The organism is Brevibacillus sp. NRRL NRS-603 (genome assembly GCF_003013445.1).
Taxonomy (GTDB): Bacteria; Bacillota; Bacilli; order Brevibacillales; family Brevibacillaceae; genus Brevibacillus; species Brevibacillus formosus.
Genome location: NZ_PXZN01000008.1, coordinates 98,451 through 124,779 on the forward strand (window position 1 = coordinate 98,451; position 26,329 = coordinate 124,779).

Annotated in this window: 29 protein-coding genes and 1 riboswitch; of the genes, 17 read left to right on the forward strand and 12 right to left on the reverse strand. The window is 47.3% G+C overall.

The genetic code is table 11. The features are described 5' to 3' along the window. The first annotated feature begins 15 nt into the window (after positions 1–15). The 7 genes from bla to C7R94_RS03900 all read left to right on the forward strand — a co-directional run bounded on the left by bla (position 16) and on the right by C7R94_RS03900 (position 5,468). Positions 16–834, forward strand: a complete 819-nt coding sequence (gene bla, locus C7R94_RS03870) for a subclass B1 metallo-beta-lactamase (protein WP_106778688.1) — start codon at positions 16–18, stop codon at positions 832–834. A 165-nt stretch (positions 835–999) separates the two neighbouring features. Next, positions 1,000–1,656, forward strand: coding sequence for a hypothetical protein (locus C7R94_RS03875; protein ID WP_106778545.1), 657 nt, complete (start codon positions 1,000–1,002; stop codon positions 1,654–1,656). A gap of 111 nt (positions 1,657–1,767) precedes the next feature. Beyond that, a complete protein-coding gene (locus C7R94_RS03880; RefSeq protein WP_106778546.1) occupies positions 1,768–3,285 on the forward strand; it encodes an MDR family MFS transporter in 1,518 nt (505 codons plus the stop codon). A 12-nt stretch (positions 3,286–3,297) separates the two neighbouring features. Further along, positions 3,298–3,825, forward strand: coding sequence for a PadR family transcriptional regulator (locus C7R94_RS03885; protein WP_106778547.1), 528 nt, complete (start codon positions 3,298–3,300; stop codon positions 3,823–3,825). A gap of 96 nt (positions 3,826–3,921) precedes the next feature. After that, a complete protein-coding gene (locus tag C7R94_RS03890; protein WP_047070474.1) occupies positions 3,922–4,212 on the forward strand; it encodes a DUF3817 domain-containing protein in 291 nt (96 codons plus the stop codon). 94 nt (positions 4,213–4,306) lie between these two features. Then, positions 4,307–4,504 (forward strand): hypothetical protein, encoded by a 198-nt coding sequence (locus C7R94_RS03895; protein ID WP_233220470.1) that lies wholly within the window; start codon positions 4,307–4,309, stop codon positions 4,502–4,504. A gap of 37 nt (positions 4,505–4,541) precedes the next feature. Next, a complete protein-coding gene (locus tag C7R94_RS03900; protein ID WP_106778548.1) occupies positions 4,542–5,468 on the forward strand; it encodes an ADP-ribosylglycohydrolase family protein in 927 nt (308 codons plus the stop codon). 18 nt (positions 5,469–5,486) lie between these two features. On the opposite strand, the gene C7R94_RS03905 is transcribed toward C7R94_RS03900, so the two are convergent. The 3 genes from C7R94_RS03905 to C7R94_RS03915 all read right to left on the reverse strand — a co-directional run bounded on the left by C7R94_RS03905 (position 5,487) and on the right by C7R94_RS03915 (position 6,975). Further along, on the reverse strand, positions 5,487–5,903 hold the full coding sequence (locus C7R94_RS03905; protein ID WP_233220471.1) for a DUF2243 domain-containing protein: 417 nt from the start codon (positions 5,901–5,903) through the stop codon (positions 5,487–5,489). Between the two features lie 73 nt (positions 5,904–5,976). Then, positions 5,977–6,495 carry a DUF3231 family protein gene (locus C7R94_RS03910; RefSeq protein ID WP_106778550.1) on the reverse strand — a complete coding sequence of 173 codons (519 nt, stop codon included), beginning with the start codon at positions 6,493–6,495 and terminating at the stop codon, positions 5,977–5,979. Between the two features lie 123 nt (positions 6,496–6,618). Further along, positions 6,619–6,975 (reverse strand): DUF2512 family protein, encoded by a 357-nt coding sequence (locus C7R94_RS03915; RefSeq protein ID WP_106778551.1) that lies wholly within the window; start codon positions 6,973–6,975, stop codon positions 6,619–6,621. Positions 6,976–7,154: 179 nt separating this feature from the next. Here C7R94_RS03915 and C7R94_RS03920 point away from each other — a divergent pair, with 179 nt between their 5' ends. Beyond that, complete coding sequence (locus C7R94_RS03920) at positions 7,155–8,009, forward strand: manganese catalase family protein (protein WP_106778552.1); 855 nt, start codon at positions 7,155–7,157, stop codon at positions 8,007–8,009. A gap of 71 nt (positions 8,010–8,080) precedes the next feature. Here C7R94_RS03920 and C7R94_RS03925 read toward each other — a convergent pair whose 3' ends face one another. Beyond that, the gene (locus C7R94_RS03925) at positions 8,081–9,067 is read right to left on the reverse strand and encodes a TBP-associated factor 9 domain-containing protein (RefSeq protein ID WP_106778553.1); all 987 of its coding nucleotides are present in this window, start codon (positions 9,065–9,067) and stop codon (positions 8,081–8,083) included. Continuing rightward, positions 9,057–9,635: a sigma-70 family RNA polymerase sigma factor gene (locus C7R94_RS03930; RefSeq protein ID WP_106778554.1), complete on the reverse strand. Its 579-nt coding sequence runs from the start codon at positions 9,633–9,635 to the stop codon at positions 9,057–9,059. The genes C7R94_RS03925 and C7R94_RS03930 overlap by 11 nt, the downstream gene beginning before the upstream one ends. A 188-nt stretch (positions 9,636–9,823) precedes the next feature. On the opposite strand from C7R94_RS03930, the gene C7R94_RS03935 reads away from it, so the two are divergent. From C7R94_RS03935 to C7R94_RS03960, 6 genes are all read left to right on the forward strand, one after another. Then, on the forward strand, positions 9,824–10,552 hold the full coding sequence (locus C7R94_RS03935; protein ID WP_106778555.1) for an amino acid ABC transporter ATP-binding protein: 729 nt from the start codon (positions 9,824–9,826) through the stop codon (positions 10,550–10,552). Positions 10,553–10,585: 33 nt separating this feature from the next. After that, entirely contained in the window at positions 10,586–11,437 is an 852-nt protein-coding gene (locus C7R94_RS03940) for a transporter substrate-binding domain-containing protein (RefSeq protein WP_106778556.1), read from the forward strand. Positions 11,438–11,532: 95 nt separating this feature from the next. Then, entirely contained in the window at positions 11,533–12,186 is a 654-nt protein-coding gene (locus C7R94_RS03945; RefSeq protein WP_106778557.1) for an amino acid ABC transporter permease, read from the forward strand. A gap of 15 nt (positions 12,187–12,201) precedes the next feature. Next, positions 12,202–12,852: an amino acid ABC transporter permease gene (locus C7R94_RS03950; protein ID WP_047070486.1), complete on the forward strand. Its 651-nt coding sequence runs from the start codon at positions 12,202–12,204 to the stop codon at positions 12,850–12,852. Positions 12,853–12,928: 76 nt separating this feature from the next. Further along, positions 12,929–14,197 (forward strand): sensor histidine kinase, encoded by a 1,269-nt coding sequence (locus C7R94_RS03955; RefSeq protein ID WP_047071245.1) that lies wholly within the window; start codon positions 12,929–12,931, stop codon positions 14,195–14,197. A 3-nt stretch (positions 14,198–14,200) separates the two neighbouring features. Continuing rightward, a complete protein-coding gene (locus tag C7R94_RS03960; protein WP_106778558.1) occupies positions 14,201–15,118 on the forward strand; it encodes a response regulator in 918 nt (305 codons plus the stop codon). A gap of 53 nt (positions 15,119–15,171) precedes the next feature. On the opposite strand, the gene C7R94_RS03965 is transcribed toward C7R94_RS03960, so the two are convergent. Genes C7R94_RS03965 through C7R94_RS03980 form a run of 4 tightly spaced genes read right to left on the reverse strand, consistent with a single transcriptional unit; the run spans position 15,172 to position 18,596 of the window. Further along, a complete protein-coding gene (locus tag C7R94_RS03965; RefSeq protein WP_106778559.1) occupies positions 15,172–15,897 on the reverse strand; it encodes an ABC transporter ATP-binding protein in 726 nt (241 codons plus the stop codon). Between the two features lie 4 nt (positions 15,898–15,901). Next, a complete protein-coding gene (locus tag C7R94_RS03970) occupies positions 15,902–16,708 on the reverse strand; it encodes an ABC transporter permease (protein ID WP_106778560.1) in 807 nt (268 codons plus the stop codon). Positions 16,709–16,725: 17 nt separating this feature from the next. Further along, positions 16,726–17,307, reverse strand: a complete 582-nt coding sequence (locus C7R94_RS03975) for a nitrous oxide reductase accessory protein NosL (RefSeq protein ID WP_106778561.1) — start codon at positions 17,305–17,307, stop codon at positions 16,726–16,728. Continuing rightward, positions 17,304–18,596, reverse strand: coding sequence for a right-handed parallel beta-helix repeat-containing protein (locus C7R94_RS03980; protein ID WP_106778562.1), 1,293 nt, complete (start codon positions 18,594–18,596; stop codon positions 17,304–17,306). Before C7R94_RS03980 ends, C7R94_RS03975 begins: the two co-directional genes overlap by 4 nt. Before the next feature lie 363 nt (positions 18,597–18,959). Between C7R94_RS03980 and C7R94_RS03985 the strand changes: the two genes are divergently transcribed. Next, positions 18,960–19,271, forward strand: coding sequence for a hypothetical protein (locus C7R94_RS03985; RefSeq protein ID WP_106778563.1), 312 nt, complete (start codon positions 18,960–18,962; stop codon positions 19,269–19,271). A gap of 72 nt (positions 19,272–19,343) precedes the next feature. Beyond that, positions 19,344–20,918 carry an FMN-binding glutamate synthase family protein gene (locus C7R94_RS03990; protein WP_106778564.1) on the forward strand — a complete coding sequence of 525 codons (1,575 nt, stop codon included), beginning with the start codon at positions 19,344–19,346 and terminating at the stop codon, positions 20,916–20,918. Positions 20,919–21,100: 182 nt separating this feature from the next. Here the strand turns inward: C7R94_RS03990 and C7R94_RS03995 are convergent, their stop codons facing one another. After that, complete coding sequence (locus C7R94_RS03995) at positions 21,101–21,631, reverse strand: peroxiredoxin (protein ID WP_106778565.1); 531 nt, start codon at positions 21,629–21,631, stop codon at positions 21,101–21,103. A gap of 75 nt (positions 21,632–21,706) precedes the next feature. Then, entirely contained in the window at positions 21,707–22,591 is an 885-nt protein-coding gene (locus tag C7R94_RS04000) for a hypothetical protein (protein WP_106778566.1), read from the reverse strand. A gap of 280 nt (positions 22,592–22,871) precedes the next feature. On the opposite strand from C7R94_RS04000, the gene C7R94_RS04005 reads away from it, so the two are divergent. Further along, positions 22,872–24,959 carry a TerD family protein gene (locus tag C7R94_RS04005; RefSeq protein WP_106778567.1) on the forward strand — a complete coding sequence of 696 codons (2,088 nt, stop codon included), beginning with the start codon at positions 22,872–22,874 and terminating at the stop codon, positions 24,957–24,959. Between the two features lie 84 nt (positions 24,960–25,043). On the opposite strand, the gene C7R94_RS04010 is transcribed toward C7R94_RS04005, so the two are convergent. Then, entirely contained in the window at positions 25,044–25,736 is a 693-nt protein-coding gene (locus C7R94_RS04010; RefSeq protein ID WP_106778568.1) for a M15 family metallopeptidase, read from the reverse strand. Positions 25,737–25,918: 182 nt separating this feature from the next. Further along, positions 25,919–26,134, forward strand: a riboswitch (cobalamin riboswitch). Positions 26,135–26,329 lie beyond the last annotated feature (195 nt).

Genomic DNA, 26,329 nt, shown 5'->3' on the forward strand with positions numbered 1-26,329 from the left:
AAGGTGGAGATTCGGTTGAAGATTCGTAAGGGATGGATAGGGAAAATGATATGCAGTTTGTTCCTGACAGTGGCCGTTGCTCTAACAACTTTTTCTAATCAAACGATTGCCCAGACTACAACATCAACTCCCACCCAGATTACCAATCCAGGGAAAAGCATTGTGTTAACAAAATTAAATGACAAAGTATGGTTACATACATCTTATCAGGAATGGAATGGCGCAACCTATGACCACAATGGCTTAATCGTTTCTACTTCCAAAGGAGTTGTCCTGATTGATACAGCCTGGGGCGACACCCAAAAAACGGAAGAGCTCTTACAGATGATCAAGAAGCATTGGAAGAAAGACGTTGTGCTAGCGCTGATTACACATGCACATGATGACAGCATTTCAGGTATCCGGGCATTACTCGATCAAAAAATAGATGTACGCAGTACACGTTTGACGGCAAAACTAGCGAAAGAATATGGATATCCTTCCCCCAATCCGACACTCGATGAAAAGCCAGTAATAAAGCTAGGCGACACCATCTTAGAAGCCTATTATCCCGGGGAAGGGCATACGAAAGATAACATTACCGTTTGGCTTCCCCAATCCAAAATATTATTTGGTGGGTGCTTCGTCAAAGCACTGGGTGCCAAGGACCTCGGTAATCTTTCCGATGCCAATGTAGAGCAGTGGGATGACTCCGTTCAGAAGGTAATCGAAAAATATCCACATATCGAAACCGTTGTACCCGGGCATGGGAAAACGGGAGGCAAAAACTTGCTTGATCACACTATGGAGCTAATTAAACAGCATTCCCAGAAGCAAGAAGCTGCTCTGAAATGAATCGCCCGAGAAACTCCTGCAAAACAAACTCCTTCTCAAGACCAACATGAGAAGGAGTTTGTTTATGTAAGGTGTTTTCTTTTTTCTTCCAATCGTCTAAAATTTTGATATAGGCCAGAAGTCATTGCTCTATTTCCTAATCATTCAGTCATAGGAGTCCTCATTATGAAAAAAATCGTAGGTATTGCCTTGATGGTCGCTTTACTAGGCTTCAACGCCTATTTGTGGCCGACATTGATTCACGCGGTGAAAACAGATGGACAAACGGATACGAAAACATCATCTGTCTCGCAAAAAGCAGGTACTGCCAAGCCTGCTATGGATTTGGCCAATCAAGGTCCCCGGGCCGCAAACATTTCCGCCTATCCGGTTGAAAAGCCTGTGGCTGTGTCAGCACCTGTAGCAGCGTCAGCGCAAAAACAAAGCGAAGGGAAGCCAAAAACAAAAGCGGTAGCAGCTGCTAAAACGAGCACACCGAAGAAGAAAACACAAAAGACGAAACCCTCAAGCAAAACAGTCAAGAAACAGAAGACTACACGTCCTCCGGTAAATAAGGTGCCAACGTATCCGGCCTGGGATGATAACGGCCTCTATGTCGTAGACGAGGGAGGACCAGGAAGTAGTTGGGTGGAGCTGTCGGATGGTTCTTTGCTGCGCAAGAGCGACGGGACACGGACGTTTAACCTGCCCTATAATAAGAATCCATTCACTGGAGAGATTAAGCCGACAGTGGAGCCGATGTCAGAAGCGGCGTATAAAATGTGGAAGGGCAATCAGGCCCAGCAGCCATCCCCATTTAGCCCAACACCATTCGGGCGGTAATAAACAGAGAACAATGCTCCGCGAAAAAGGAGCAGTTTTTTTCGAGATGTAGTCAAATTTGAATATAATAACGTATAGTACTTTGATTTGACCACTCAGGAGGGCGAAGCAATGATTGCAAGAGAAAGTAAAGTGAATATGGTATTAGCGGGGCTGCTGCTAGGTCTCCTGATGGCTTCCATGGACAATACCATTGTCGCGACAGCGATGGGTACGATTGTCGGTGAGATGGGCGGCATGGATAAGTTTGTTTGGGTGACATCAGCATACATGGTCGCTACGATGGCGGGGATGCCGATATTTGGTAAGCTCTCTGATATGTATGGGCGAAAACGTTTTTACGTATTTGGTCTCATTGTATTTTTGTTAGGGTCCATTTTATGCGGGACGGCAAACAGCATCGTTGAGTTGAGCATTTATCGGGCGATTCAAGGGATTGGCGGCGGAGCGCTGATGCCGATTGCCTTCACGATTATTTTTGATGTATTCCCGCCGGAGAAGCGTGGAAAGATGACGGGACTTTTCGGAGCTGTATTCGGTACGTCCAGCGTATTTGGACCTTTGCTAGGGGCGTATCTTACCGAGTATGTCAGCTGGCATTGGATCTTTTACATCAATGTACCAATTGGTGCTGTGTCCCTCTGGTTGATCTCGATGTATTACAAGGAATCGCTGGAATACCGCAAGCAAAGCATTGACTGGTGGGGAGCGATTACGCTGGTCGGTGCTGTAGTGAGTCTGATGTTTGCACTGGAGCTGGGAGGCAATCAATACGCGTGGGATTCGATGCAGATTATTGGATTGTTCTCTTCCTTTTTCTTGTTGTTTGTCATTTTTCTATTTGTCGAGAAGCGGGCATCTGATCCGATTATTTCGTTCTCCATGTTCAAGAAGCGGTTATTTGCCACGACAAATGCAATTGCACTGTTGTATGGATCTGCTTTCATTATTGCTACGGTGTACCTGCCGATTTTTATCCAAGGTGTATATGGCGGGTCAGCGACGAATGCCGGATTGCTGTTGACACCGATGATGCTCGGTTCGGTTGTTGGAAGCCAAGTAGGAGGATTTCTGACGTCGAAGACCAGCTTCCGCAATATTATGCTTCTGTCCGCAGTCTTTTTCATCCCAGGTATTTTTCTTTTGAGTACACTGACGCCTGAGATTCCTCGTTCAATCGTTACACTTTATATGGTGATTGCAGGGTTTGGCGTGGGCTTCTCTTTCTCCACCTTGGGAATTTCAGCCATTCATGGCTTTGATATGCGTCAAAGAGGATCGGCCAGCTCGACGAACTCTTTCTCCCGTTCATTGGGGATGACCTTGGGGATCACCGTGTTTGGGATCTTGCAACGCAACTCGTTTGAAAGCGGCTTGTTCTCTGCCTTCGGGGGTCAAGGGATGACGAATGCTATTACAGACCCGCGAGCGATTTTGACACCAGAAGCGCGCGAATCCATTCCGGCTCCTGTTTTGGATAAAATGATTGATATTCTCGCTTCTTCGATTGCGAATACGTTTATGTGGGCGCTCGTTCCTGCTGTTCTTGCTCTCGTGTGCATTTTGCTGATGGGAAATGATAGGGCACTGGGGAAATCGCCTACCGCACCGAAACCGGAACACGGGTAGAGGAGAATCGTCATGAGTCTAAAATTGCTTGTTCTGGGATTGCTGATGGAAGGGGAGAAGCATCCCTACGAGGTTCAGCAGCAGGTGAAGGTTAGAGGAATGGATTGTTACATGAAATACGCAAAAGGCTCCCTCTACTATGCCTTCGACCAACTGGAAAAGAGCGGGATGATTGAGGTCAAAGAAGTCATTCGTGAGACTAGCCGCCCAGATAAGAAGATGTATGGGATCACGCCAAAAGGCGAAGAGCAATTCCAACAGCTGCTCTTGGAAGAACTGCAAAAACCGATGCAGCTGACCAATCCGATCTACGCGGCTCTTACTTTTGCTTCGTACGGTGATCCGCAAAAAATGGATGAGGCCTTGGAAGTTAACATCCAAGAGGTAAGACGGTTAGCTGGATTATTGGAATCGATCCAGGAGGAAAAAAGAGAGAGGCTTAGCTGGGGAGCACGAGCGATTCTAATCGGTGCCATTGAGCATTTGCGCGCAGAGATGCGTTGGATGGAACGCATCCGAAAAGAAGCCTGGGGCCGTTGATTTTGAATTTATTATGAACATTGGACTATTTTCAACATTATGATAGTTTTTCGTTTATAATGGTGATAATTTCAATGGCAAGGATGGTACCCGCACATGATGAATTCTGCCCTCGGACGTTTCCGTCTCATCGGCCTAATCGAAGGTGTCTCGTATTTGGTCCTTCTCGGGATTGCTATGCCGCTCAAGTATTTTTGGGATTATCCAGCCGCAGTAAAAATTGCCGGCTCGCTTCATGGATTGTTTTTTGTCCTGTATATTTTGGCGTTAGCACATGTTACAATGACCAATAAATGGTCCTTCTTAAAAGTGATTGGGGCATTTATCGCTTCGTTACTGCCCTTCGGCAACTTTGTTCTGGATGCACGTCTGAAAAAAGAGCAGTAAGTATACACATTACACATTACGTAAGGCACTAGAAGGCGGGTCATTGTACCCGTCTTTCGTACATATTCAAAAAGAAAAAATGGAGGGGATCTGTGTGGAGACCAGAATTTTAGCAGGAATTCTTTTGTGGGACGAAGAGGAACAGTACGTTCTTGAAACCGTGATGGAGGAGCGTTACAAGCTGGTACTGCCGCAGATTATCACGCTTGCGAGCACCGAAGAAAAGGTAGCGACAGATGAATTGAACGAACAATATGTCGGTCAAAATGTCATTGCCAGATGTTTTGTTTGATATGAACAGATAATTCTGAAAAAAGGTGTGGATAGGTATGGAATTGCGTGACCGCTATGCTGGAAGTTTGCTAGGCTTGGCCGTTGGAGATGCACTCGGCACAACTTTAGAATTTCGCAAACCGGGTACCTTCGAGCCGCTTACAGAAATGGTCGGGGGAGGACCATTCCATTTAAAGCCGGGAGAATGGACGGATGATACCTCGATGGCCCTGTGCCTGGCTGAGAGCTTGATTACGCAGAACGGCTTCAATCCGGTTGATCAGATGAACCGCTATGTAGCCTGGTTTCGAGAGGGTTATATGAGCTGCAAGGATCATTGCTTCGATATCGGGAATATCACCAAAGAAGCGCTGTGGCGTTTTGAGCAGACGAAAAATCCATTCAGCGGACCGGATCATCCGATGTCGGCAGGGAATGGCTCCATTATGAGGCTAGCACCTGTCGCACTCTATTATGCTAATCAACCGTCGCTCGCCATCGATTACTGTGCGCAAAGTTCTCGCACTACTCACGCGACAGCAAAGGCAGTAGACGGCTGTCGTTTTTTGGGGGCACTGCTCCTGGGTGCTCTACAGGGTATTTCCAAGGAGGAGTTGCTCACTGATTCGTTTTCTCCAGTAGCGGGTCTATGGGAAAAGCAGCCGCTTGATCCTGATATCGCCCGTGTCGCGAATGGCTCCTATAAAAGGAAAACTAGAAAAGAGATCAAAGGATCGGGGTATGTCGTCGATTCGCTTGAAGCGGCGCTTTGGGCTTTTTATTCAAGTAGTTCTTTTGAAGAAGGTCTGTTCCTTGCGGTAAATCTCGGAGATGATGCGGATACGACGGGAGCCGTCTACGGTCAATTGGCAGGTGCTTATTACGGAGTAGAAGGCTTGCCTCAACAGATGCTAAAGCTGTTGGCGAAGCGAGAATTGATGGAGGAGTTCGCGCAGGCATTGTACGAGCACGCTACCCGTTAACCGACAGAACGGAATGGCTTATTTGGATTTTGTTCGCCTATACAGTAGCCATCCGATACCAATCAGCAGAAGTGCGAATAAATCATAAGAAATATCGTATAAGAATTGAGCGTGGCCCGGCTTGACGTGATGAATTTGCAGGAGATGATGGTTAACGATTCCTTCCACCAAGTTAAATATACCAGCTCCAAGGAAAAAACTACTCCAGAAATAATACGCAGTCCCGACAGGGTTGCTTTTCCACAGGAGAATGCCCGATAGGAAAATGATGACCGTTACAAATAAATGGAAGAAACCATCACTCATGATCTGATGGTGTCGATCTCCATACATATCTACACTATGCCACTGCAATATTTGGTGAAAGATAATGCCATCCAGCATGCCAATGATGCCTACTCCAAAAAGAAAGGCACCGATCATTGTTTTTTTCAATCGCGTATCCCCCAGTCCCAAATAGGCTAAAAAACGATAAGCACCACCCATCAGGCAGTGCTTATCACCAAGATTAGGCATGGACAAGTTCTGGCGCTTGCATATGAAGAGGCGGCGGAACCAACCAGCCTTTTTCTTTTAAAATGCGGAGCAATCTCAGACCAAATTGAGCTTTTGCAACATGGTATTGACCAAAAAGCATTCCGATATCTTCCCGGATGGATTGAGCCATCATTTGGCTGCAGGTAACCAACCCGGCTGCAATGTCTCTTGAAACACCAGTAGCGATCTCTGGGTCATTCATACGAGCACCAGCCGGAATACTTTCCAGATTCGCTACAGGGCGATCCGGTGGGGCTGGTGGCAATCCAATCCCATTCACTTTGAGCAATTCATCCAGCTGTTCCACTTCTTGTTTCATGCTTCGCGTAATGTCTTCGAGGAAGCTTTTCAGATCATGATCACCAGTATGGTTGAGCGCTGTTTGATAACTAGCAAGCAAGCCTTTTGTTGTTGCTAAGTACATCCATACTCCAAAAACCTCACCATAATGCATGGGTTCATTTTGCGGATTGCCTGATAAAATACCCATTAACGTCCTCCCAGTACTCAGTAGAGTTTTGATATCCATTTGGGTTCTCCTAACTTTGTGATGTAACCCAAAGATAAGATTTACAAGAGGGACAGGATATATCCCCTCAAAGGAAGAGGAGAATTATTTTCCGGGTTCTTTCTGGATACGATTATGATCGTATATACCCAAAAAGCGATGGTACGCAAGTTCTGCCACACCTAAAAGAGCTACCGTAATGATTAACTCGCCGAAACTTAATGGCCAATCCAACCATCTGGCAACTGCCCATAAGTAAATAGCAGCGATCACTGCATCTGCAATCGTGGCCGTAATATTATTGGTAGCTCGTAATATCAATTGATCGCCAATCAGATATGCGATGACGGTCAAACCGAGTGCCGTTAAAATTGCGGATGTCCAGGATGCATTTGCAAACCACCATAAACAAGCGACAACAATAATCCCGTTAACAGCCATCTTAATTAAAAATCGAGTCATTTTTATTCTCCTTTAGTGACAGTGTGAAAAAAATAGTCCTTCATCATATGGTTCTTACTGTTTTACAAAGCAGTCGGGTTTATTCAAGTGCCGTTTTCTTACTTTTTCCGGTTAAAGTAGATCGTCATCATCCAAACTAAGACGTAGCATTCATCTACTTTGGTGGGAGGTCATGCATTTTGTACTTTTACAAGGAAGATTTGATTAATATGATTGTCCCAGATAAACCAGACCCGGCGGCAGCTAAAGTCATCCAGGAGATTTTGGGTGGTCGTTTTGGAGAAATGCGCACCATGATGCAATATTTTTTCCAGGCAAACAATTTCCGTGGGAATGCCATACCGTATCGTGATTTGCTTCGGGGTGTTTTTTTGGAAGAAATAGCGCATGTGGAGCTCGTACAGCACACGATCAATCAATTGCTGACGGGGAGTGGTGAAGAGGTTCCCGGTAATGCTGGGGTTGACGGAGCACCGCTCGATGAGGCAGTTAAGCACGCGAACCCGCACCATTTCATCGTGGGTGCGCAAAGCTCCTTACCCGTCGATGCAGCAGGAAATCCATGGATGGGGAATTATGTGTATAATCATGGCAATTTGATAAGTGATCTTCTCGACAACCTCGTGCTGGAATCTACAGGTGTTCTGCAAAAGTCACGCATTTACGAAATGAGCTCGAACAAAACATTCCGTGAAACGCTTGCTTTCCTAATCGTTCGGGATAACGCCCATCAAAACGCCTTCGCAAAGGCACTGGAGACATTAGGAGTGAGCTGGGGCAAGCTGTTCCCTATCCCGAACTACGACATAAACAAGTATCCTGAGTGCCGCAAGTATGTAGAAATGGGCTTCCACAACGCTCAGTTCAATTTCCGATTGGATAACACTCGTATTGGAGAAATCTTCAACGGACAGTCACCGAGTAGAAATGGCGGCAGTCTGGAAGTAGTTCCGCCACCTGAGGGCTTCCCGGTTCCTATCATGCCGGATCAGCCAAATGAGCACAGTCCCGGACTGTATGATCTGAATGCGTAATAGGTTAAATGGGAAAAACCAGTCATCGCATAAAGAGCGTTGAACTGGTTTTTTTATCTTTTTTCCTATTGTTATTGCTGGCTTGCTTTTGCAGCCTGGAGCAGCATTTCTTTGGAAACCGTTGGCGAATCGGTAGCTACACGATACATAATCGGTTGCTCTCCAGCTTGATCCAACCAAGACAGCTCTTGATACTGACCGGATTCGCTAAACAAGAACTGGTCGTTTATCGTGTAATGCGCTTTTTTTCCGCTGACGGTTACTTCGTCGTATTTCGTAGTTTCTGGTGTGCTTAGCTGTACATCTAGCTGTTCTTTCGGGAATTTCTCTACCGTAACAAAGATGCGCTCTTTTTGCTCGTTCTCATACAGACTGGTATACGCTTCGATAGGAGAAGCCGCTTGTGGAACGACTTTCCACACGACATTTTTACCTGTTGCCTTGCTTTCTTCTTGAAGCTCATGCAGCCACTGCTGTCCTTCTTGACCCATCATGACACCGTAGGGGGTACCTTGTTTGCCTTCAAGGAATGAAAAGCTGTCAGGAAGCTGGTGTGGCAAGGCATGTGACAGAGAAGCTTCTTCGCTGAGGACGGCAGCCCATGCTTTCCAATCTTTCACGACATCCGGCTTTTCTATGCCGATCATGGGGTTTTGTTGAAAGAGAGGGTGATTCTCTTTTGCAAGCGCTGCGAAATAGACGAGGGCGGTTTCGCCTGTTACCAGTTTGTTCTCTACGTTTGCCAATTCCAGCCGTATTTCCTTAGGGGTTATTTGCGTCAATGTAAAATCCTTGCGTGCTTGAACTTCCATACGGACAGAGCCTTCATCAATTTTGTACAACAAGCTGTGCGTCGCATAACCAAAACCAGTGGTGAGGGCGAACGCTGCTGCAACATGTACCAGCTTTGGACGAAAGCGCATCCCTTTGTGCAAACGCCGCTTGCCAGCCAACTCCTGTTTGGCTATTCGTTCGATTTTGCTGTCCAGTGCAGGGTCAATGTGGACCTTTCCTGCTGCCCACTCATACTCATTTCTCAGCTTTTTTTCAATGAACATGAAAAGATGCCTCCTCACGATTGATTCGATGCTCAAAATGCTCTTTCAACTTTTTCATCGCCAAGTGATGTCTCGATTTCACTGTTCCGAGCGGGATTTGAAGAATTGCGGCAATTTCCTCCAAGGAACAGTTCTGATAGTAGCGCAGTACGACGATTTCCTTGAGCTTGAAGGATAATTTCTCTACGGCGGGAATGACCTCTAGCTCATCACTGATCGCCCCCAGCTTATCCTCCATACCTGCAACAGGTGCTTCGTAGCCTTTTTCCTTTACCCGCTCCAGCAGGCGGAATCTTCGCCAAATGCTTCGATTCCAGTTGCGAACCTGCCGAACAATCAGCCCGTTGAACCATGGGATAAAGGGCTGCTCCACATCATACCTGTCGATGCTTCGAATCAACTCCACGTACACTTCACTCATCATGTCATCAACATCCTGTTTGTGTGGCGCCAGAAAATAGATCAGGTTGTAGGCGTACGTGCGAGTTGCTCGATAGACTTCTTGAAAAGCATCTTCCTCTCCTTGGCGCATCCGGATGAGCCAAGGCTTTACATTTTCCTCTTTCATAGGCCGGCCTCCATTCAGGTCTTACATAATATATTGGCTCCCATTCGACTGGTAGGTTCACTTTGTTTTTTTATTGTGTGTTATTAGAAAATTGTAAACAGAAAAACTTTTCTTTGTCTTTTTCAGTAGTTTTGAGTAGTTCGACATTAGTATACAAAATAAGACATAGAGCAAGGGGGGATTTAAGGTTGATCAGTTTTCATCAAGTAAATAAACATTATGGAAGCTTTCATGTCCTCAAGAACATCAACCTGCATATCAACCAGGGAGAAGTCGTCGTGGTCATTGGCCCGTCAGGATCGGGTAAAAGCACGATGGTTCGTTGCATCAACAGATTGGAAACGGTTACAAGCGGAGAACTGGTGGTAGACGGGGTGAAAGTGAACGATAAAAACACCGATATCAACAAGCTGCGTCGGGACATCGGCATGGTGTTCCAGCACTTCAATCTATACCCGCACAAGACCGTACTGCAAAACATTACGCTGGCACCAACCAAGGTACTGGGAATATCGCAGAAGGAAGCCGAAGAAACCGCTCTCTACTATTTGGAAAAGGTAGGGATTCCGGAAAAGGCAGAAATGTTCCCAACGCAACTATCTGGCGGTCAACAGCAACGCGTAGCGATCGCACGCGGACTGGCCATGCGACCAAAAATCATGCTGTTTGACGAACCGACCTCTGCACTGGACCCCGAGACAATCGGAGAAGTGCTCGATGTCATGAAGAAGCTGGCGAAGGAAGGCATGACGATGGTGGTCGTAACGCACGAAATGGGCTTTGCCCGCGAAGTGGCAGATCGCATCGTGTTTATGGATCAGGGAACGATTCTCGAAGATTCTACACCAGAGGAGTTTTTCGCAAGTCCGCGTGAAGAGCGTGCACGTTTGTTCTTGAGTCGGATTTTGAATCACTAAAAAAAGAAAACGATAGAGAAAAGGGGTATTCAGATGAAAGTAAACAAGCTTTGGAAAAAAGTAGCAGGTATGGGTCTCGTTCTGATGTTGAGCGCAACAGCATTGGCAGGCTGTGGTGGGGGTAGTACAGCAGAAGGCGGCGCAAAAGGTACACCAGCTTCAGCAGGCACAGGCACATTGGCAAAAATCAAAGAGAGAGACAAATTCGTAGTCGGCGTTAAGTACGACCTGAACTTGTTCGGGTTGAAAGACCCGGCAACCGGAAATGTAGAAGGCTTCGATATCGATATTGCGAAAGCGATTGCAAAGAAAGTACTCGGGGATGAAAATAAAATCGAGCTGAAGGAAGTAACCTCCAAAACGCGTATCCCGATGCTGAAAAACGGAGAAATTGACGCGATCATCGCAACGATGACCATTACGGAAGACCGTAAAAAAGAAGTAGACTTCTCTGACGTGTACTTCCTGGCAGGTCAATCTTTCTTGGTGAAAAAGGACAGCTCAATCAACAGTCTGAAAGACATGCAAAAAGGCATGAAAATCGTGACCGCAAAAGGTTCTACTTCTGCGAAAAACATCAGAGCGAGTGCTCCTGATGTAGAAGTACTTGAATTCGAAAACTACGCGGAAGCCTTCACAGCACTCAAAGCTGGTCAAGGTGACGCGCTGACAACTGATAACGCTCTCCTGTACGGCATGGCGAAGCAAGATCCGAACTACCGTGTAACAGAAGAGACCTTCACTGAAGAGCCATACGGTATTGCAATCAGCAAGGGTGACGCTGAATTCGTGAAAACCGTGAACGATCTGCTGAAAGAAATGAAAGAAAACGGTGAATACGACAAGATTTATGAAAAATGGATCGGAACAAAACCTAAAAAATAATGCGGTTCTACTCCATAAAGAATGAGCGGTTACTCTGCCGCTCATTCCCTTATATTCCTAATAGAAGTTTGCACACAAGGAGGATCGCATAAGAGATGATCGATTTTTCTATCTTGTTTGATCACATGGATATGTATCTCGAAGGCTTTTGGAACACCTTGCAGGCGAGCCTGCTTGCACTCGTCGGGAGCTTTGTGTTGGGGACGCTCTTTGCGATCTTTCGGATTTCTCCGATTCGACCACTCAAGTGGATCGCTACGGCTTACGTCGAGTTTGTGCGTAATATCCCGTTGATTCTCGTCGTGTTCCTCTTTTTTGTGGGTCTGCCGGCCGTTGGTATCGTGCTGGAGCCCTTTATTGCAGGTACGCTTGGCTTGACAGTGTATACGGCAGCATTTATTGCGGAGACGATCCGCGCAGGTATTTTGGCGATTCCAAAAGGACAGACAGAAGCCGCTCGTTCCTCGGGATTGACGTACGGACAAACGATGCGATATGTCATTCTGCCGCAAGCGATCAAGGTTGTAATCCCGCCGATGGGCAACCAGTTTATCAATCTTGTAAAAAACTCGTCTGTATTAGGCGTGATTGCAGGTCTTGACCTGATGTACTTTGGAGACCTGATTTCCGCTGATACGTTTGTTACCTTTGATGTGTACATTTTTGTAGCTGTTTTCTATCTGATTCTGACCCTTCCGTTGAGCGCGTTCGTCAGTTATTTGGAGCGACGCTTGGCTGGAAGCCGCTAAGGAGGAGGGGACATCATGGACTTTATCGGAGCTTATGCGCCCAGTCATTTGACCTTCCTGCTCGAAGGCTTTTGGGTCACCTTGCAGGTCGCTTTCTTGTCAATTGTCTTCAGCTTTACTATTGCGATTATCGTAGGGGTTTTGCGTTACGCAAAAATTCCCGGAGTCTCGCAAGTTCTCGGGACAATCGTAGAGCTGATTCGTAATTTGCCGCTCTTGTTGATTATTTTCTTTACGTATTTTGCTCTCCCGGAAGTGGGAATCAAGCTGGACAAGTTTTGGGCCGCTGTTCTCGCGTTGGTTATCTTCGAAGCAGCGATGTTGTCGGAAATCGTACGAAGCGGTTTAAATTCGGTCGAAAAAGGACAGATTGAAGCTGCACGCTCTTCTGGTCTGAATTATGTCCAGACACTGTGGCATGTTGTCCTGCCACAGGCTCTTAGAAGAATGGTTCCGCCGATTGTGAGCCAATTCATTTCGCTCTTGAAGGATACGTCGCTGGCCGTCGTAATCGCTTTGCCAGAGCTGATGAACCATGCGCAAATCATCAACGGACGCAATGTCAACTACGTCATCCCGACCTTCCTGATGATTGCGGTGATGTACTTTGTTGTCAACTACGCATTGTCAGTCGTCTCCAAGCGACTGGAAAACAAGCACGCTTAATCGTTCTATCTTTGCAGATCTCCGATTCTTAGTAAAATAAGAATAGGAGATCTTTTTCCGTGTGAAAGGAGCAGCTATGCGAGAACGCCTTTTGATCCTGTTTATTATCATGCTGGCAACTGCTTTTTTTGGAGAGATGAAGGTAAACCCCGTAGGAGGGTCTTTTCGTTTTTCCTTGGGCATCGCTGCTTTCTTTTTCGGGTTGCTGTGGTTTTCGTCCGTACCTGTATTGTTGACGGGTTTTTTTACAGGGACGTTTATCTTCGGATTTCGCGTCGGAATGGATGTCTTTTTTGCGTACCGTCCGTACATGGAGAGTGTGGCTGCGCACCTTCCCTCCGCCTTTTACTATTTCAGCTTTACCGTCCTGTTTTATTTGCTCCGTGCGCGTAGCTATCGCGAGTTCCCTCTATGGTTAGGGCTGATAGGTGCATCCATTGATTTCGTCTCCAATGTGGTAGAGATCCAAGTACGGCAGTATTTCACTGATTTTCCGCCGATCACCTGGCAAAGCTTTTTAATGCTTCTCTTCTTTGGGGTGTTGCGCAGCTTTTTTGCTGTCGGCTTGTACAACAGCTTTTCGATCAGGCAGTTGCGGGCGGTCGGAGAGGTGCGTCAGCAGGAGTTGGAGCGTCTGCGGATGATCAATACGGAGCTGTATGAAGAAGCCTTCTACTTGCGCAAATCGATGACGCATCTGGAGGAAATCACGCGCGAGAGCTACCAGCTCTACAGGCGTCTGCTCACCTCGGATCATGCGGAATCCCCGACGGCCTTGACAATTGCCGAGAATGTGCATGAAGTGAAAAAAGATTCGCAGCGGATGCTGGCGGGCATTTCCAAGCTGATCAATCAGGAGGGACTAGCACCACAGCTTCCGATCAAAGAGCTGTGTGAGTTGGTTGCTCGGGCAAATCAGAAATACGCAGAGATGTTGGGAAAAGATATACGAATCGAGTGGAGCTGTAATGTCAACCTGTCCACAAGCCAAATCTATGCGTTGCTCTCCGTGTTAAATAATCTGGTAGCCAATGCGGTAGAGGCGATCCCCGCGTCGGGACGGATTGAGCTGAATGTGAAGCTGATTGATCGTCATCTGGTGTTCAGTGTACTTGACAGTGGTCCGGGAATCCCGCTGGAAGAGCAGGAATGGGTGTTTCAGCCCGGGTATACGACGAAATACGATGAACAGGGAAATGCATCTACCGGAATTGGACTGACGCATGCCCGCGGAATTGTCCAAAGCCTGCAAGGAAGCTTGCGTATTTTGCCTGATCAGAAGCAAATGACTCATTTAGAAGTGCAAATTCCGACCGACCAATTGCTCGGAAAGGAGGGAGTGTAAGCGATGATACGTTTCTTTTTAATTGAAGACGATGCAGTAGTGCGCCGCATGCTTGAACGGATTATCCAAGACAGCGGATTGGGCGAAATCGTAGGACAAGCCAGCGACGGCAGTCACGTATCGATTGATCAGCTGTACGGGGTCGATGTCATTTTGATCGACTTGTTGATGCCGGGGCTCGATGGCATCCAAACGATCAAAAAGCTGCAGGCAGATGGCTTCGCGGGCCGCTTCATTATGGTGTCACAGGTGGAAAACAAGGAAATGATCGGAGAGGCTTATTTGCAAGGAATTGATACCTTTATTCAAAAGCCGATCAACCGCCTCGAAGTGATGGCTGTGCTGAAGCGGGTATCGGATTACTTGTCGCTGGAAGCCTCTCTGCAAACCATCCGCAAATCATTGCAAATTCTGGACGTCAAAGCAAAAGAACCGCATACCAGCGGCTTGAAAAGTCAGTCGTCCGATCAGGATATCCTTGCTCAAAAAGCGAGAAAACTGCTGTTGCAGCTAGGGATCGCGAGTGAAGCCGGTGCTCCTGATCTGCTATTGATCATGGAATGGCTCGTACAGGATGAGCGACAAGGAGACAAGCTGCACGAATTGCAGCTCAAGGAACTGTACACCCAAATTCTGCTGAAGGTGCATGCCAGCTTGGATGAGCATGGGATTACCAAAGAGGTGCGTGCCATGGAACAACGGATTCGCCGGATGGTCCTGCAAGCCTTTACGCATCTTTCCTCATTGGGGCTGACCGATTATGCCAATCCTACCTTTGAACACTTTGCACCCCGACTGTTTGACTTTCAAGAAATTCGCCAACGCATGCAAGAGCTGGAGGCGGGCGAAAAAACGACGAAGTGCCGGATTAGTGTAAAAAAGTTTTTATCTGTCTTTTATATGGAAGCGAAGGCACTATAAATAGCAAAAACGCGGGAGCCGATCAAAACGATCAGATCTCCCGCGTTTTTTATTCATGCCTTTGCCTGATTCACAAGCTCGGAAAAGGCACCATACAAACCAATTGCCCCATACTGCTGCTGGTACTCCTTTATCGACCCATCACGCACAATTTTCCCGTTCATTAGAAAAATCGCGCGATCCGCTACCGCATCTGCCACCTGCAGCTGGTGTGTCGTAAAGAGAACAGATTGACCCGCGAGCTTTACTTCCCGCAAGAGATCGACAAATGCATCCATCCAATATGGATCGAGTCCGTTGGTCGGTTCATCGAGAACGACGAGTGCAGGCTTTGCCAATATCGCTTGAGCAAACAAGAGACGCTGCTGCATGCCTTTGGAGAACTGAGACACCCGTTTGTTTCTCACTTCATGTAGTCCTACCATTTTCAGCAGTCGATCCGCCTCTTCTGGGGTTCGGTTGCGCAGGGAAGCGTAAAATTCAAGCGTTTCTTTGGCAGTAAGTCCAGCAGAAAACGTAAAGTGATCCGGCATATAACCGATTTCTTGAAGATACTCTACGCGATTATCGTTCCAGTTTAACCCGTTTAGCTGAATGGTTCCCGAAGTAGGCGGGAGAATACCGACCAGCATCCGCAGGATCGTACTTTTCCCTGCGCCGTTACCGCCGCATAAGGCGACGACCTGACCGGGTTCAATGTTCATACTGAATGGGTGGACGATTGTTTTGCCATTGATTTCCTTGGTGACCTGATCGATGGTAAGTCCTAACATATTCATTGCATTACCTTCTTTCCCATACCCGGATGGCTATGAACAAGGTCGCACTGATCCAGACAAGACTGAGTGCGACAAAGATGAGATCACCAAGCGGAGAATCAGCCCAGTACACCCATTTGTAGTATTCAGGTCCAAAGATCGAGCCACCGCCTAATCTGGCAACAGAAAAGATTCGTACAAACTCTGCTGGATTGAGAAACGTTGCGAGCTGAAGCAGAGGCTTGATCCATGTATAAGGGACGAAGCTGAGCACAGAGATGAGCAAAGTAGGCCATGCCAGAATATAGAAGAACCAGATGCTGACCCCCATTGTCAAAGCCTGCCAACGGTTTTTACTGATGGCGCCAATCAGCATGGCAATTCCTAAAAATAACAGAATGAGACAGATGGAAAAGGCAAGCAAAAACAAGAGAGTCGAGAATGCAAAGCTTTTTCCTAACAGCAATCCAGCCACACCAGACAACCCATACCCGAAGCTGACAATCGCAACTAACACGAGTGCTTGTCCCAAGTATTTCCCCACCAAGAACGAAAAGGTCGTCATGGAGTAGGTAGAGAGGAGCTGCCAGCTTCCCTCTTCTTTTTCAGCCGTCAAAGAAAAAGAGGAGAGAAGCATCGTCATCAGTGGCAGCAAATACAAAATCAGATTCAGCATGGTACCAGTCGTATACGTATAACCCTTCATGTAGGACTGCGATTGGATGATCAAGAGTCCCAAGCTAAACAGGGAGAACAGAGCCATAAACGAGTAGGACCATGGATTGCGAAAGCCTACCTTCACTTCTCGTTTGGCAATCAGATTGATGTGCAAAGACTCCACTCCCTCTGTTAGTTATGTGTGGTTGGGGTAGTGCTGTTGCTTCCGTGATCGGCTGGCTTGCTTTCGTGACCGCCATTATGTTGACCTTCGGAAGAATGACCGTCTTTGTTCATGTGCTTGCTCATGCCATTTTCCCAGCTATGATTTTTCAACTCATCCGCACTCATAACAATGCCTTTCTTTTGTTCCTGAACGAAGCTGTCTGCAGCAGACTTCTCTTTGAAAGAATAGATGCCATATGTCATTGGCGTTTTGAAGTCTTTGTCGTAAGCGTAGGTAGCTTGCTCTGCTTTTGTCCATTCTGCTGTGTAGTAATCGCGGACAAATTGTACAGCCACGTTATCGGTTCCATTCTCTTTCGTCCAGTTGTACATGCAGCCGAGATCATCGAACTTCAGTGCTTTTCCATCTTTTAAGACGATTTCAGTAGCATTGTGATCGTTAGGAACATGCATTTTGCAAAGGTCGCATTTATCTACGCCTTCCGCGATATCTACAGGTTTCGGCTCTTCGCTTCCGCAGCCGACCATAAGTAGGCTAATGCCGATAATTGCTCCGATTGTTGTGCCCCATTTTTTCATTTTGTTCATGATTTTCTCACTCCTATATAAATGATCGAACAGCTTCCTATTAACAAGATAAGTCCAAGAATGCCTGCACCCCAACTGCTCGTTTCCCCGGATTCCATTAGAACGGTGTCCGAGGGTTGCATTAAAGGAGATGCGTCCTTGATTGCTGAGCCGGCCCCACTTGTAAACAAGCCTTCCAAAAACACGAATCCCGGTGCTTGGAAAAACAACTGATAGGCAGGAACCGCATCGGTCAAACCCAGATAAAAAGGATTCATTTCGTACGGCAAATCACTGCGGGAATCCCCGTTCACATCTAATCCTTGCAGATTGTCCCAGTAGTTTTTGTTTAAGTTGTTGTTCTGACTATCCTGGGCTTGCGCTTGGATGACGTTGGAGACAAATTGATTATCGGTTAAAACGTTGTCAGAGGAGGACAAAAACTGCATGCCGATAAAGTTGAGACTGAGCAAATTGTTTTTGACCGTAATGCCGGATGATTGCTCTAAATACAGTCCAACCCGGTTCCCCTCAATCGTGTTGTTTGCAATCAGCGTATCCTGTACGGTAATGAGAAGAATTCCTTGTGAACCAGGATTTTTTTGCTGTTTCAAAAATTGATTCCCGGTAACCGTCAATTTGCGCGACTCCATAAGCTGGGAGCCCGTCACATTTTCCATTCCAATGTTGTTGATGACCGTCGTATCAGAGGTGCCCATGAAATGATAGCCGTACCGCGATTTCGTCACCAGATTTTGTTCCAGATGGTTTCGATCGCTATTTTCGACGTAAAAGCCATCTTCGACATTTGTCACCTGATTTTTAATGAAACGGTTATGATCCGATTCACGCACGTCAATTCCGTTTCCTCGTTTCGCTTTTTCCGTTTGCTTTGGCTTTACTTCGGGTTGTGCTCCGTGATTATGTCTCGTACTGGTCGTTGGGCTGCCATCGCCTTTGATTTTTCCGATGACTTGAACGTTGTGCAGCGTGTTGTAGTCTGCTTGCCGTAATTGAATACCGATCCCTTTCGTTTCAACAATGACATTCTCCAGGAAGTTTTGATCGCCACGGATGACAAGAGCGGCTACGTCACTGTTGATTCGTTTGTCCACGATATGGATTCCTTGCACGCTCACATTGTCGCTTTCAATCGTGAGTGTTGCCTCTTCCTCGGTCGGATTGATGATCTTTACCGGATCATTGGCTACCAATTGAATCGGCTTGGTAATACGGATTGGACCTTTGTACAAACCATACGGGATGGTAACGGTATCGTTAGGGCGTGCTTGATCAATCATCGCCTGCAAGGAGTCAGAATCCGCAGGCGCCGCCTTGGCTGTGATGGGCAGCTGTAGAGCAACGATAACGGTGACGAAAAGTAGCGGGAGAGATAATTTTCGATCTTTCCATCGTAATGACAGGGTGCATCCTCCCCTATTCCACTAGAGAGCTCTCTTGTTTATTGCCGGATCATCGGCTGCTAGCTACATTTAGGATAACAGCCTCTTTTCATTTTCGTATGACTCAACCGGGCTATAAAACGTGTCAAAAAACGCAACGATTATGAAAAAATGGAAGGGGCGAGAGGTTTGCACCTTAGGTGGCATTGTGCAATCAAAGCGGTCATACTAAATGGAAGAGAAGGAAGACACGAAAAGGAGAGACGATAAATGGATACAAACATAGAGAAAGCACTGTGTACGACGCTGGAATATTGGGATCGGATGAAAAAGAGCCACGAGGACGACGCAGAGGACGATGCGAATCAGTTTGAGGCTTCGTTCTATCGCATGATGGAGCTAATCCGCGAGTGGTACGATCAGCTGGAAACGAAGCCTGATACGTTAGAGGATGCACTGCTTCTTCCGGACGTGGCAGAGGTTGCGGAGCAGCTGCCTGTAGAGATCATGCTGAATTTTGAGACGGAGCTGGAATTGATCGTAGATGGGCAAATTCGGGAGGATGATGAGAAATACGATTAAAAACAGAAAACTTGTTGCATCCTATCCTTGACATGATTTACTAGATTATTGTGTTGGGGAGGACAAGAACAAGTGGTACCCACTCTGTTATGCGTCATTATCATCATCCTTCTTCTGCCACCCATTGTATTTTTCGGTTATATGTACGCCCTGTCTAAACAGCCGAAGCACTCCATTATTCGTTCCCATCCTTTTTTGGGGTGGATGCGTTATTTGCTAGAAAAGCTCGGGCCTGAGTTTCGCCAGTATTGGTTTGAATCGGATACAGAAGGGAAACCGTTCTCCCGTTCTGACTTTGTCGGTATGGTTTATGCGGCCAAATACAGGACTGACCTGATTTCGTTTGGTGGAAAACGCGATTACGAGAAGCCTGGCTTTTATTTGTCCAATGCGATGTTCCCGAGGCTGACGAGTGAGCTGCGGGTAGATAATGAGAAAGTTGTCCCTGGCAAAAAGTATGAGATTACTCATGAGGGACTGTTTACAAGAAGAGAAAAGTTGATCGAGGAACAAGAGGTTAAGCCGTGGATGCTGCATGACGAGGATGTCATTGTCGTGGGCGAAAACAGAAGGCAGCCCTGGCGGCTAAAAGGGATGTTCGGCGCTTCCGCTACCTCCTTTGGAGCAGTGGGAGAGAACTATATCATGTCCACTGGGTATGGGGCACGTATGGCAGGTGGCTCTTGGATCAATACAGGAGAGGGTGGCGTTTCAGAGGTTCACCTTTCAACCGGCGTAGATATTATTTCGCAAATCGGGCCGGGGATGTTTGGCTTCCGTGATGACAAGGGCAAGTTTTCGATCGAAGAATACAAAAAAAAGGCTAGCATTCCGAACATCAAAGCATTCGAGCTGAAATTTCATCAAGGAGCCAAAATACGCGGAGGGCACCTCGAGGGCACCAAGGTCACGGAAAAAGTCGCGGCAGCAAGGCTGGTGCCTGTGGGCCAAACCGTCAATTCACCAAACCGCTTCGAGTTCCTCACCAATCCAGATGAAGCTTTGCGTTTCATCGGCAGTTTGCAGGAGGCGGGAGGCAAACCGGTGGGAGTCAAAATCGTCGTCGGCGATCCGAAGCGATTGGAGCATTTTTTTGAGAAAATGCTGGAGCTGTCCATTTACCCGGATTTCATTACGGTTGACGGTTCTGAGGGCGGTTCAGGCGCAATGTTCAAAGCAATGGCAGATGGCATGGGCTTGCCGCTTTTCGCTGCGCTTATCATTCTCGATGATACGATGAGGAAATTCGGCGTCCGGGATCGCATCAGGATTTTTGCTTCCGGCAAGCTCGTTACCCCTGACAAAGTAGCAATCGCCATGGCATTGGGAGCGGATTGCGTCAACTCTGCGCGCGGCTTCATGATTGCAACTGGCTGCATCATGGCGATGCAATGCCATACAGGTAAATGTCCCACAGGAGTCACTACGACGGATTCCAAATACCAGGAGGCATTGGTTCCGGCAGAAAAGCAGTGGCGAGTCATGAACTATATCTTGCAGTTGAGGGAAGGTTTGTTCTCGCTGGCGGCAGCATGTGGCTTGGAGAGTCCCACCGAGCTTCGAAGAGAGCATGTTGTGTTTACCAACGAAAGCGGGGAGACTGTACGTGTTGTTGACTTGTTTCCGTATCCGGTCGCGTCCAGATAAGCATTTACAAATGGGGTAAATAATGGTAGAGTAAATGAATCAGGCTATAGTACACCTTCCTTCTAACCCAACTTGAGATTAGGGGTACTGCTTTCCTGATTTTTTTATGTCTATTCTTAAATGAAAGAAGGCCGTATGATCCTGTACTAGCGATCATACGGCCTTTGTTTTTTGTCTATTGATTAGGATATCGTGTTTTGCCCAGGCTTCCAGTCCATTGGGCACAATCCGCCTGATTGCAGAGCTTCGATCACACGGAGCGTTTCATCAACACTTCTGCCAACCTTGGAATTGGAAATGACTGCATATTGCAGGATGCCTTCTGGATCGATGATGAAGCTGCCGCGCAGCGGAGCTTTGGTTGCTTCGTCCAGCACACCGTATGCAAGGGTTGCTTCTTTGCTGTAATCGGAAGCGAGCGGGAACGAGAGTGGACCGATGCCTTCGCCCGATCTCATCCATGCTTTGTGCGTATGTATGCTGTCGCCGCTAATGCCAAGCACCTCGACATTTAAATCCGTGAACTCTTTGATCCGGCGGTTGAGGCTGAGGATTTCGGTCGGGCATACTTTCGAAAAGTCAAACGGGTAAAAGAACAAAAGAAGCCATTTTCCACGATAGTCTACCAAGCTCTTTGGCAGGGGAAATCCGTTGTCAAACGTCACGGTGTCCATCGTAAAATCAGGTGCAGGAAGTCCAATACGTGCTGTCATAAATCGATCTCCTCGTTTCTGATACCGAATGTCAGGTACTGGTAACAAAGTATCACGAATGATAAGGAGAATCAATTAGTTCGGAATATCAGAAGTGTCGTAGAGCTTTTTTGCAACGTTCTTTTGAAGAAGAAAGAAAACGATTGGAAAGAAGGCGACCAAGAAACAAAAGGCGGCGAGAATCGGAAATACGGACATTTCCAAAACAGCCCGACCGAGATAGGTTTGCCAGCCGATTGCAGCTAAACCGAGCAGATAGGCGATACCTGCGAGATGGATGAATCCAGTACGAGCATTGGACACGTGCTTTTTACGTTCAGCTAACCAAGCGACAAAAGGTACTGCTTGCAGCGCATGAAAGCCAATCCCATGGAGCCAAATGATATTCCCTTCCTGTCCGACCACCCGGCCATCATTGAATGAAATCCAGAGGCCTGCCACAAACGATAGCATAATCGCAAGCATTGCATAACGAATGCCTACGGCCAGCTCTGGGCGTAGTTCATACGTTTTTCTGCGGAAAAACTGAATGGCAATGAATACATAAAAGAGGACCAAAAGAAGAGCCACAAAAGTAAAAATGGAACCGACAGCGACGTCGAAGGGTGTGCCATTTTTGACGAACCTCGGGTCCACGCCGCGGAAGTTTTGTACGGTTTCCGCTCCGTAAGAATAGAAAGCCAGCAGGATATAAGACCAGCGAAAGAAAGCTCTACTTCGCGTGCCCAGGGCAGATAACGGAATGATTGCGGCTGTCGACAATAAAAATATTCCGAGTGCGGCATTAAAGGAAAACGCTTTCGAGACATCACCATTAGGAGCGACGGGTCCCCCGTACAGCATGACCCAGATTGCGCATAGCGCAGCGAGTAAGAAGCCGAGCAAGCCGGTATACACTAACCATTTCTCCCCTTGAAAGAAAGGGGGTGCAGTATGACTTTTCATAACAGATGCATTCATGAATGGAGTTCTCCCTCCTGTAAAGTTTTGGTACTCTGCTACTCACTTTACAGGGATGAAGAATACAGAATAACGGGCAGCGGAATGAAATCGAATTAGGTCCGGGGACGGATTTATGTCTCGTTCCCGAGAGAGAGCTTTACCATCTGACAAAATTGAAGTAAGATGGTTAAAAATTACAAAAGGAATAAAAAAATCAGGCTATTGTACACCTTCCTTCTAAGCGAAAGGATTAGTCACCATTAGGGGTACTGCTTTCCTGATTTTTTTCGTGATGCCAATGAAAAATCAAATCTACCTTCGCCGGAAAAATAAAATCATCGTACATCAGGGGCAGCATGAACTGCCTATCCCTTATTTAGCTGCGGCTTTGCGTAATATAGAGAGCTTGGGCTATACCTTCTCCTTGGAATTATTAGAAAGAATCCGGACCCTGTCGGAAGGAGAGTTTTTTGCGCTCTATTCGGATGTGGTAGCTGTGCTAAAAGTAAAGATCGGGGCATCCCGCCAGTACAAGCCGATGTATCCGAATTTTCCTAAGCAAGTTATGGAGGCTAGCGAGGGTGAGCTGTTTATAAATGCGATTATTCATTATTTGACGTTGGACCTTCCTGTGCGCGAAGTAAAAAAACGGTTGCCTTTGCTGAGAGAATCTCGCCTGAAGCTGATTCATCTGGGCACAGACGAAGAGCTGTTGCAGGTAGGAATGAACTTGCTTCGCTCCAATAGCTCGCTGTCGGCTACTGACAAGGAAGACTTGGAGGGCTTGATTCAGAGCTATGAAGGAATCGCAGAAGCTCTGCCAGCAGAGATTCCGCAAAAGGAAAACGTGGCAATCGCTGCTAGCCTGCTGCTCAAGTATGACAAGCTGCCTGCTGCTTTTTTTGCCCATCATTGCAAAACAGCGACAGATGTATTGCGTCTGGCGGTGGCGCTGTCTGATGGGGATGTTAGCTTGGCAGAGCCTGCAAAATTTCGCAAGTTCAAACGCGGGGAAAGAAGATTGCTCCTCCGTCTTCTGGAAGCCAGCTCGAATATCGTAGAAGACATGAATCGTTACAAAAACAGATGGATTCGTCTCGGGGAAATCTTGCATCCGTTTGAATATAAGGATCGATATCCGAAAGCGGCACAAGCATTCGATATTTTGCGCAACAATCACAAGATTGAGACGTTCAATAGCCAAGTAGAGCAGGCGCTGGTCCGTACGGATGTGAATGCGGCGATCAAGCTGCTCGAACAGCGTCCAGGGGAATTTGCTCGTCGTCTGGATCATTTATTGCGTTTGACGGAGCAGGGGAATCCAGTCCTTTCAGCCTTCGAGAAAATTGCGGACGGTGTATCGACTCCGGTTCTTCTGCAAGTCATGAATCACTTTGATAAACGGGACAGCTACGGGGAATGGCGGACCTTTTTTCCGAAAGGGCAAGTGGCAAAAGTACAGGCAATCGAAAACCGAGTGCCAGGCTTGCAAGAGGACATCAGACAGAAGGCAGCGGATATTTGTCGGACATCGTTGTTAAACCGTTTTGCCCAATTACCTTCGCTGGGCAACGTCTACATCGATCCGCGGCTGCAGGAGCATCTCGTTCCGTTTTCGATGCGATCCGCCAGTAAAGCACTGCGAACGATCGCACGCGGCTCCCGACTATCGATCCCGGATGGAGGAACGATTCGCTTTTTCCTCTGGTGGAGGGAAGGGATCGTCAACGATGTCCCTACAGGCCGAGTCGATATCGATTTGTCTGCCGTGCTCTATAACGGAGACTGGAAGTACATGGAGCATATTTCCTATACCAATCTGCGTTCCGACAAGTATCAAGCGTGCCATAGCGGGGATATTGTGGAGGCTCCCAATGGCGCGTGCGAATTCATCGACATCGACATGGAATCTGTCATCCGCTATGGCGGTCGATATGTCGTCATGAACCTGTATTCGTTTACGAGTCAGCCTTATTGCGATTTGCCTGAATGCTACGCAGGCTGGATGATTCGGTCGGCACCACAGACAGGAGAAATTTTCGAGCCACAGACGGTACAGGACAAGATTGATCTCGCCGCAAACACGCGGATTTGTATCCCGGTCATTCTGGATCTCGTGGAGAGAAAAGTGATTTGGACAGATATCGCCTTGAATTCCGATCCGCGTTTTGCCAACAATGTGGAGTCGAATGCCGGAGGGGTGGAACTGATGGGAAGAGCGCTCACCTCGTTGGTGAAGCCAACCCTGCATGAGTTGTTCATGCTTCACGCACAGGCGAGAGGGAAGCTGACTGATCAAGCTGAAGAGGCAGATACGGTATTTTCCTTGGAGGAAGGGATTACCCCGTTTGATACGGAGATCATCATGGCGGATTTTATGCAGTGATTGTTTCATAAAGGAATAAGCAAGACCGTCAGGCAGTATTGTGCTGACGGTCTTTTCATTTCTTACATCGACAAAACTCCGCTCTTACATCGACAAAACTCCGCCATAGATCGGCTCTTGCTGCGTTTTTTGTCCCCAGGTGCGCGTGCCATACTCGAAATGCCACCATTCTTTCGGATAGTTGACGAATCCGGCGGCAGTCATCAAATGATACAACAGTCGGCGATGGTCTCGAATCTCGATGTCTTTTTGGGTAGGCTGTACAAGTTCTTCATAATGGCGAGTCTCAGCCCTTTCACTGAAATCATCGAAGGCTGTTCCCATCTCCAGCCAGCCATCAGGTCCTGCGATAGTCAGATCAACTGCACCACCGGATAGGTGAGGCGACGGTTTGAAGAGGTCCGTTGTTGGATAAGCGACGAATTTGCTCAATTGTTCCGTGAGTGCGGGCCCTTCCTGCCAGCCTTGTAGAAGCAAGGCTTCACGAAAACGGGCATATAACGATGCCTGTACCTCGAACGAGCGCCAGCCATCCAGTACGACGAGCTTGTAGCCAACAGGCAGTTTCGCGGCTGCCGTGGCGAGCCTGCGTGCTGCCCCTTCTCGCAAAAAGGCTTCTGGCTGCGTTCCGGCATAACCCTCGTGGTAGTAGGCTGGATAGACTGTGATTTGTTCCGCAAGGGAAGAGAGGGGGATCATCGGTTCGCCGCATTCCTTGATCGGCAGTGGGCTGGGCAGGACCATGTCTGGTATTTTTGGAATCGGAGGAAATAGCATGACTGCACACCACTTTCGATTGTTTTGCCAATAGGGTAACGAAAATTTTCAAGTAAGTAAACGGTGATTATCTTATTTTTCTGCCAATAGACACCTGTGATGAATCGGCAGCTTTTGCTTGAATCCTCGGTAGCTTTTGCTATTATTAAAGCAAGTGCTTGTCAACGAAACGAATGACATTTACATATGGAAGAGAAACAGGTCCTTGTTTTAGCGAAACCGATTCGCAGGAGCAAGGTTAAAAGGGAAGTTTGGTGAAAAGCCAACGCGGTCCCGCCACTGTAAGAGAGTAGCTGTTCTTCAAGGCACCATGCCATCCACTGCCCATCCGGGAGCGGGAAGGAGAAGAAGAGCGATGATCCTCGAGCCAGGAGACCTGCCTGTTTTATGTTTACACTGATTTCCTTCGGGTCAAAGGAAGAGGTGAGGATTGTTGCTTTTCAGCTATCCGCGCTTTGTTTTTCCTTACGTACTGGGGGGAAACAGAGCGCTTTTTTTCTGTGAAAAACGTCTCGACGTTTTTCATAAAAGTGGATGCGACCGCTTGCGGTCAACAAAACGGTCATGACTGTTTTGTTGCTTCGGAAAGTATG

Coding starts and splice junctions, on each gene's coding strand:
- C7R94_RS03875 (WP_106778545.1), top strand. CDS start 1,000: ATGAAAAAAATCGTAGGTATTGCCTTGATGGTCGCTTTACTAGGCTTC.
- C7R94_RS03880 (WP_106778546.1), top strand. CDS start 1,768: ATGATTGCAAGAGAAAGTAAAGTGAATATGGTATTAGCGGGGCTGCTG.
- C7R94_RS03885 (WP_106778547.1), top strand. CDS start 3,298: ATGAGTCTAAAATTGCTTGTTCTGGGATTGCTGATGGAAGGGGAGAAG.
- C7R94_RS03890 (WP_047070474.1), top strand. CDS start 3,922: ATGATGAATTCTGCCCTCGGACGTTTCCGTCTCATCGGCCTAATCGAA.
- C7R94_RS03900 (WP_106778548.1), top strand. CDS start 4,542: ATGGAATTGCGTGACCGCTATGCTGGAAGTTTGCTAGGCTTGGCCGTT.
- C7R94_RS03910 (WP_106778550.1), bottom strand. CDS start 6,495: ATGGGTATTTTATCAGGCAATCCGCAAAATGAACCCATGCATTATGGT.
- C7R94_RS03915 (WP_106778551.1), bottom strand. CDS start 6,975: ATGACTCGATTTTTAATTAAGATGGCTGTTAACGGGATTATTGTTGTC.
- C7R94_RS03925 (WP_106778553.1), bottom strand. CDS start 9,067: ATGTTCATTGAAAAAAAGCTGAGAAATGAGTATGAGTGGGCAGCAGGA.
- C7R94_RS03930 (WP_106778554.1), bottom strand. CDS start 9,635: ATGAAAGAGGAAAATGTAAAGCCTTGGCTCATCCGGATGCGCCAAGGA.
- C7R94_RS03940 (WP_106778556.1), top strand. CDS start 10,586: ATGAAAGTAAACAAGCTTTGGAAAAAAGTAGCAGGTATGGGTCTCGTT.
- C7R94_RS03945 (WP_106778557.1), top strand. CDS start 11,533: ATGATCGATTTTTCTATCTTGTTTGATCACATGGATATGTATCTCGAA.
- C7R94_RS03950 (WP_047070486.1), top strand. CDS start 12,202: ATGGACTTTATCGGAGCTTATGCGCCCAGTCATTTGACCTTCCTGCTC.
- C7R94_RS03955 (WP_047071245.1), top strand. CDS start 12,929: ATGCGAGAACGCCTTTTGATCCTGTTTATTATCATGCTGGCAACTGCT.
- C7R94_RS03960 (WP_106778558.1), top strand. CDS start 14,201: ATGATACGTTTCTTTTTAATTGAAGACGATGCAGTAGTGCGCCGCATG.
- C7R94_RS03965 (WP_106778559.1), bottom strand. CDS start 15,897: ATGAATATGTTAGGACTTACCATCGATCAGGTCACCAAGGAAATCAAT.
- C7R94_RS03975 (WP_106778561.1), bottom strand. CDS start 17,307: ATGAACAAAATGAAAAAATGGGGCACAACAATCGGAGCAATTATCGGC.
- C7R94_RS03985 (WP_106778563.1), top strand. CDS start 18,960: ATGGATACAAACATAGAGAAAGCACTGTGTACGACGCTGGAATATTGG.
- C7R94_RS03995 (WP_106778565.1), bottom strand. CDS start 21,631: ATGACAGCACGTATTGGACTTCCTGCACCTGATTTTACGATGGACACC.
- C7R94_RS04000 (WP_106778566.1), bottom strand. CDS start 22,591: ATGAATGCATCTGTTATGAAAAGTCATACTGCACCCCCTTTCTTTCAA.
- C7R94_RS04005 (WP_106778567.1), top strand. CDS start 22,872: ATGAAAAATCAAATCTACCTTCGCCGGAAAAATAAAATCATCGTACAT.
- C7R94_RS04010 (WP_106778568.1), bottom strand. CDS start 25,736: ATGCTATTTCCTCCGATTCCAAAAATACCAGACATGGTCCTGCCCAGC.